The sequence below is a fragment of the Streptomyces sp. NPDC038280 genome (assembly GCF_055600045.1).
Map to the genome: position 1 here is coordinate 209,012 of NZ_JBVJYZ010000012.1, position 6,000 is coordinate 215,011.

5 protein-coding genes are annotated in these 6,000 nt (G+C 70.0%); 3 read left to right on the forward strand and 2 right to left on the reverse strand.

The window, feature by feature from the left end; all coding sequences use genetic code 11:
- Window positions 1-50 precede the first annotated feature (50 nt).
- Complete coding sequence (locus ACZ7J0_RS23825) at window positions 51-623, forward strand: TetR/AcrR family transcriptional regulator (RefSeq protein WP_470890446.1); 573 nt, start codon at window positions 51-53, stop codon at window positions 621-623.
- A 766-nt stretch (window positions 624-1,389) separates the two neighbouring features.
- On the opposite strand, the gene ACZ7J0_RS23830 is transcribed toward ACZ7J0_RS23825, so the two are convergent.
- Complete coding sequence (locus ACZ7J0_RS23830) at window positions 1,390-3,234, reverse strand: serine/threonine protein kinase (RefSeq protein WP_470890472.1); 1,845 nt, start codon at window positions 3,232-3,234, stop codon at window positions 1,390-1,392.
- 467 nt (window positions 3,235-3,701) lie between these two features.
- Between ACZ7J0_RS23830 and ACZ7J0_RS23835 the strand changes: the two genes are divergently transcribed.
- Window positions 3,702-4,196, forward strand: coding sequence for a TetR-like C-terminal domain-containing protein (locus ACZ7J0_RS23835; RefSeq protein WP_470890448.1), 495 nt, complete (start codon window positions 3,702-3,704; stop codon window positions 4,194-4,196).
- 476 nt (window positions 4,197-4,672) lie between these two features.
- Here ACZ7J0_RS23835 and ACZ7J0_RS23840 read toward each other — a convergent pair whose 3' ends face one another.
- Window positions 4,673-5,077, reverse strand: a complete 405-nt coding sequence (locus ACZ7J0_RS23840) for a hypothetical protein (RefSeq protein WP_470890449.1) — start codon at window positions 5,075-5,077, stop codon at window positions 4,673-4,675.
- Window positions 5,078-5,248: 171 nt separating this feature from the next.
- Between ACZ7J0_RS23840 and ACZ7J0_RS23845 the strand changes: the two genes are divergently transcribed.
- Window positions 5,249-6,000 (forward strand): sigma-70 family RNA polymerase sigma factor (locus ACZ7J0_RS23845; protein ID WP_470890450.1); only part of this gene is annotated, 752 nt, incomplete at its 3' end.

Below are 6,000 nucleotides of genomic sequence, written 5' to 3' on the forward strand. Positions count from 1 at the left end.
TCCGGTTGTCCAGGGTGGTTCTGCCCTCGACGACGAAGGATGGGAGAGAGATGGGTGGGGCTCAGGAGCGCCCGCTGCGGGCGGACGCGATCCGTAACCGGGCCAGGCTGCTGGAAGTCGCCACGGAGGTATTCACCGCCCGCGGCGTCAGCGTGCCGACCGAAGAGATCGCCCGCATGGCCGGGGTCGGCGTCGGGACGCTCTTCAGACACTTCCCGACCAAGGAGGCACTGCTGGAGGCGGTGATGGTGCGCAGACTCGAGGAGCTGGCAGCCCAGACCGCGCAGCTGGCTGCCGAGGCCGAACCTGCCGAAGCCTTCTTCGCCTGCTTCCGCCTGGTGGTGGATCAGTCCGCGGGCAAGAACGAGTTCGCCCAGGCTCTGGCTGCGGCCGGGGTGAACGTACACGTGTCCCTGCAGGAGCCGACCATGGAGATCCAGGCTCGGCTGGCCGATCTACTGGCGAAGGCACAACAGGCGGGTGAGGTCCGCCCGGAGCTGGGCCTGTTGGAGTTCATCGCCCTCCTGACCGGGGTCGGCAGGGCGATGGAACAGCTCGGAGCGGATCCGGCGGCACGGGAGCGGATCTTCGAGGTCGTCTTCGACGGGCTGCGGCCACGCTGAATCGAAGGCGTGTGAACCTCCCACGGAAGTTGCCGAACGGGCTCCCGACTGTCACCGCGAGCGGGGCGACACCCGACTGACCCCCAGCAACAACGTCTAGGGCGGTCCCCGAGGACTCTGGCGCACCGCCGTGCGGCTCCGCGAGTTCACCGAGACGGCCCGGTTCGACATGGCCTCCCGCTGGTGGTGGCACCACCTGCTTACCCCCATGGGGACGCTGGGGATCCTGCCTCTCCAGCAGTTCGTCTACCGCCAACTCAGGCCCCGGGTCGTGACCAGTGCCCCTTCACCGCCGTTGCCTGCTCCCGCCCGCGCCGGCAGCGGATGCAGCGTTACGGCAGCTTCCAGGTCCCCGTCACCACGCAACGGGCCGCTGTACGACTCCCTGCTGGTTCCCCTGCCCGCGCCTGGGACTGCCGGCCCCCGAGCCGGGACCGCGCCTTCGCCGGGCGGCGGTCACGACGCGGACCCCGCCTGGGCGGCCGCCGGTACCCGCCGATCCCTCAGATGCGCATCTGGCCCTCGCGCGGGCGGCACGACGCCATAGGTCTGCGCCTCGTGATGAGCAACGTGGAATGCGGGATCGTGGAGAGCGAAGGCACCCGTCACGGGCGGTTGAGTGGGATCGTGCACCGCGAGGCCAGTAGAGGCCGTGGAGGGAGCCTGCCGGTGCGTCGACGGGAACAACGCTCGTGAGCACTTCAACCAGCCCGTGGAGACACAAGGCCGGCCTCACCGGTGCTGTGAAGCCGGTCGGCCGCCTGGCTCAGCGCGCCGTCTTGGACCACTTCTCGTCCCTTGCGCCGTTGCAGGTCCACTGGATCAGCTGGGATCCCTTGGTCGCGTTGGATCCGATGCCGAGGCACTTGCCGGAGTAGACGTTGCGCAGTTCGTGCGTGCCCGGGTCGTACCACCACTTCTGGTCGACCGCGCCGTTGCACGTGTACTGAACCATGCCCGCACCCTTGGCGAGGCTCGACGCGGGGCCCATGCACTTGCCCGAGTACGCGTTCCGCAGGGAGTAGGCGCGTTTGCCGTTGGAGTCGGTGGTGGCCTCGAACACCCACCGTTCGTCCTGGGCGTTGGTACATCCCCACTGGATGACCTTTGAACCGTTGGTGGCTTTGTTGCCAGCACCGGCGCAGAGGGCGCTGTAGTCGTTGCTGAGGTAGACGCCGCTGCGATTGGTCGCCGGAGAGGCCGGCGAAGGGGGCGCACCGGCACCATCGCTGCTCGGCGTCGTCGTGGGGCCCGCCTCACTGTTGCCGTCGTCGTTCGGCCGCTGAGGGTGCCTGCCGGCCGGCTTCCCGTGGGAGCTCGCGGACGACGATGCGCTCGGGGAGTTCATACCGGTGATCGCGTTGCCCCCGCTCGGGCGACCGCTGCCCCCCGGGGAGCTGACCGCGGGCGGCGTCGCCTGCCCCTCGTCACTGCTCGTACCGCCGCGCGGGCCCATCAGGGCGTAGGTAACGCCGCCTGCGGCGAGCACGACAGCGGCGGCTGACGCTGCGACGACGGTACTGCTGCGACGCCGCGCACGGCCGGCCGCGGAGTGGCCGGCGCCGGGAGCGCGGCCTGCGGCCGGTGCGCTGGACTGCGGGAGCGTGGGCGGTAGGCCGGCCGGCGGGTAACCGGTGTGCGGTGGCTGTGGGGGAACCTGGTGGAACGGCGCGGGACCGAACCCGGGCGGCGGCGTCGGAATGGCGGCCTCCGTCACCGTAGGTATGACGGCAGGCGGCGCGAGGGTCGCCGTTCCGCCCGAAGCCACCCATTCCAGCATCTCGCGGGCCTTGTCGGCGGTGGGCCGGCTCTCCGGCTCCTTCGCCATCAGCGCCCGCAGCACCGGCGCGAGCGGTCCCGCTCGCATCGGCTCCGGCAGTGGCTCGCTGACGATCGCCGCCAGGGTGGACCAGGCGGACATGCGGCGGAAGGGCGACGTGCCCTCGACGGCCGCGTACAGCGTCATGCCGAGAGACCAGATGTCCGACGCGGGCCCGGGTTCCCGGCCCTGAGCGCGCTCCGGGGGCAGATAGTCGAGGGAGCCGACGAGTTCACCGCTGCGGGTCAGCTTGGCCATGGCGTCGTCGCCGGAGGCGTCCATGCTGGCGATGCCGAAATCGGTGAGCACGACCCGGCCACCACGTTCCAGCAGGACGTTGCCCGGCTTGACGTCCCGGTGCAGTACGCCGGCCCGGTGCGCGGCGTCGAGCGCGTCCATCAGCTTGGCGCCGATCGCCGCGGCCTCGCCCGGCTCCAAGGTGCCGCGCTCCGTCAGCACATCGTCGAGCGACGGCCCGTCGACGAGTTCCATGACGATGACCGGCAGGCCCTGCTCCTGCGTCACATCGTGCACGGTGACCACGCCGCTGTGTCGGATACGAGCGGCGGCCTGCGCCTCGCGCTGCATCCGGGTCCGCAGATCGGCCAGTTCGGTCGCGGAGGCGTCGGTGTAGGCCCGCATGATCTTCACGGCGACCTCCCGGTTGAGCAGTTCGTCCACCGCCCGGGCGACCACTCCCATGCCGCCGCGCCCGACCACCGCGGTCACCCGGTAACGCCCTCCGAGTACCTTGCCGACCAGCTCACGACCGTTCTCGTCCCCCGCCGTCACCGGATGCCCCGTTCCATAACTGTTCGTCAAATCACGACCTGGCGGGGACAAGAGTAGAGGTAGGGGTACCGGGGGAGACGCGGCGGCCTGGGCGCGCGGGGGGACTGGACGGAAGGGCGCCGTGACCCATCAGGGCACCTCAACCGGATCGCCTCGGGCAGCGCGAGCGGGGAGTACTGCCTACCCCTGTGGGAGCGGCTGGGCGTGAGGCAGCGGTGGACCCTGCGCCCGCGTAACCAAGAGTCTGTACGCGAGGGGACCGACGCCCTGGCGTGAAACGCGCGCCTCCAGGCTCGACCTCATCCTGGACCGACATAGCAAGGCTTCGCGATTGTGTGCCGGAGGCGGTACGGGCCTGGGGTGGCTCTCCAGCGCCTTCAGCAGGGCGCGTGCCGCGGTGGCGTAGACCGTGGGATCGGCGATTGAACGCCGCACGGCGTCCGCCACTCGAGGACGTGTATACCGCCTTGGCCGATGCTGTGGACACGGCTTGGGGTGCTGCCGCCACTGCGGATCCTGCCACCAGGATCCAGGTATGGGCCGGTGCCTTCCGGGACTGGGCCCTGGTCAATCCTCAGGGTTTCCGGCTTATCTACGGTGACCCCGTCCCTGGCTATCGCGCACCTGAGCCGGGCGCCGCCCCGGATGCCGCCCGCCGGGTCTGCACGGGGCTCACCGCACTCGCGGCAGTCGCCTGGCCGTACGCCGAACGGTTTTATGAAGGCAGCGAGTTCGAGTGGGCCGATTTCGACGCCGGGCTTCTCGACAAGGTGCGTCCGGTGTTCCCGGAACTGCCGCCGGCAGCCGTCGCCCTCGCGTTGCGTATGTGGGGTCACCTGCACGGCCTGGTGTCGCTGGAGGTCTACGGCCACATGCGCAACCAGACCGTCAGCCCGGAGAAGCTCTTCCACGAGGAACTGGCCCAGCTCGTACGGTCCCTGGGCATCCCACACCAGGGCTGATCGACTCCCGACCCGCAGTGCCGAAAGCCAGGTGCCGCGGGCCGTGCAGGGCGCGGCGACCTGGTTACGTTCGCGTGTACCCCGCTGGGCACCTGGACGCGAACGCCGACGCCACGGCGTAAGGAGCGTGGGTCGCGCCGCTGGTCCTCGAACGTTCTGCCTTCGGGGGCGGGTCGTGTTCCGGGTTTTCGATGGATGAGCTGCCGTACGGTGACGCGTCACACCTACGGCGCCCCGGGCGTCCGTGTCTCGCTTGTGCGGGAAGGTGCCAGGTGCTGGCACCTTCCCGCAGGGCTGCGGGCGGATATGGGCGGCCGAGCGTCGGGGGTGGGCGAGACGGTCGATGACAGACCGGGGCAACGGGGTCGGGGGGTCTGTTCGACGCTGATGCCTCATGCCCCGTCGGCTGGCTTCCTTGGGCGGCGCGTGGCGGACACGTCGTCAGGAAAGGGGAGGGCGGTGGTTCGTGCCCGTGGTTATGACTGGGTGGTTGAGCGCTGCGACAGTTGGGTGGGCCGCATGTGGCCCAGTGTCAGCATGCTGAGGCCGAACATGAGGACGCCGAGGGGGACGTGGAGCGACGGTATGTGTGCGATGCCTAGCACCACCTGTACCGAGGCGAGTGCGAGGAAGCCGGAGGCGTGCAGGATGGGGCGGGGCGTTTGGCCGCCCGGCCGCCAGGCCAGGATGGCGGCGAGGACGTACAGCATTGACGCGGCGTACATCGCGCGCGCTCCGGCGCTGTGCAGTGCCTCGCCGTGGGCCGAGGACAGCAGCAGCCCGGCGGTGGCCGCCTGGAAGAAGATGGCCAAGGTCTGCAGTGCCGTCGCGATCTGCAGGAACGTGCGGCTGCGGTGTTCTGTCATCGTCTGGGCGGCCATGGTGCGGTCCCCTCTTCTGCCTTGCGGCGGTGGATCGGTAGTGTCTCGACAGTTCGACGACATGGGCCCGCGAAATGTGAGGCGAGGCGTCGGCCTAAAAATTTTTGTGAGGTTTTCGCCGTGATGGCGGGAGCGGAAGCGAACGAGAAGAAGCAGGGAGCGGTCGCCACCGTGAGCACGTCATCCGAGCCGGGGCATGACCGGTCCGAGCCGGGCCTGAGCGTGATCGTCGGCGAGCGGCGCCGGCTGGTCAATCTCGCCTACCGGCTGCTCGGTTCGCTGGCCGAGGCCGAGGACGCCGTGCAGGAGACCTATGCCCGCTGGTACGCGATGTCGCGGCAACAGCGGGAGGCCATCGAGGCTCCCGGCGCTTGGCTGACGACGGTGGCCGGCCGTATCTGCCTGGACCTGCTCGGTTCGGCGCGGTTGCGGCGCGAGCGTTACGTCGGCGCTTGGATACCCGAGCCGCTGCCCGACCGTACGCAGTGGATCAGCGGGCCGGCGGGCGTCGGCTGGGCAGGGCCGGTCGACCCCGCCGACCGGGTCACCCTGGACGAGTCGGTGAACATGGCGTTCCTGGTGGTGCTGGAGTCGATGACGCCGGCCGAACGCGTGGCGTTCATCCTGCATGACGTCTTCCGGTACCCCTTCGCCGAGATCGCTGAGATCGTCGGCCGGACGCCGGCGGCTTGCCGGCAGCTGGCGTCCTCGGCCCGTCGGCGTATTCGCGCCGCGCGGGTTCCGGTGGTTCCGACGGCCGGGCAGGCCGGTGTGGTGCGGCATTTCAAGGAGGCATGGGAGGCCAGAGACATCCGGGCCCTGGTCGACCTCCTCGATCCCGAGGCCGCGATGGTTGCTGATGGTGGTGGTTTGGTCGGTGCTGTGCTGCGTCCGGTCGTGGGTAGTGGGCGGGTCGCCGAGTA

Excerpts from the sequence above, each read along its gene's own strand:
- ACZ7J0_RS23825 (WP_470890446.1), top strand. The coding sequence starts at position 51 with ATGGGTGGGGCTCAGGAGCGCCCGCTGCGGGCGGACGCGATCCGTAAC.
- ACZ7J0_RS23840 (WP_470890449.1), bottom strand. The coding sequence starts at position 5,077 with ATGGCCGCCCAGACGATGACAGAACACCGCAGCCGCACGTTCCTGCAG.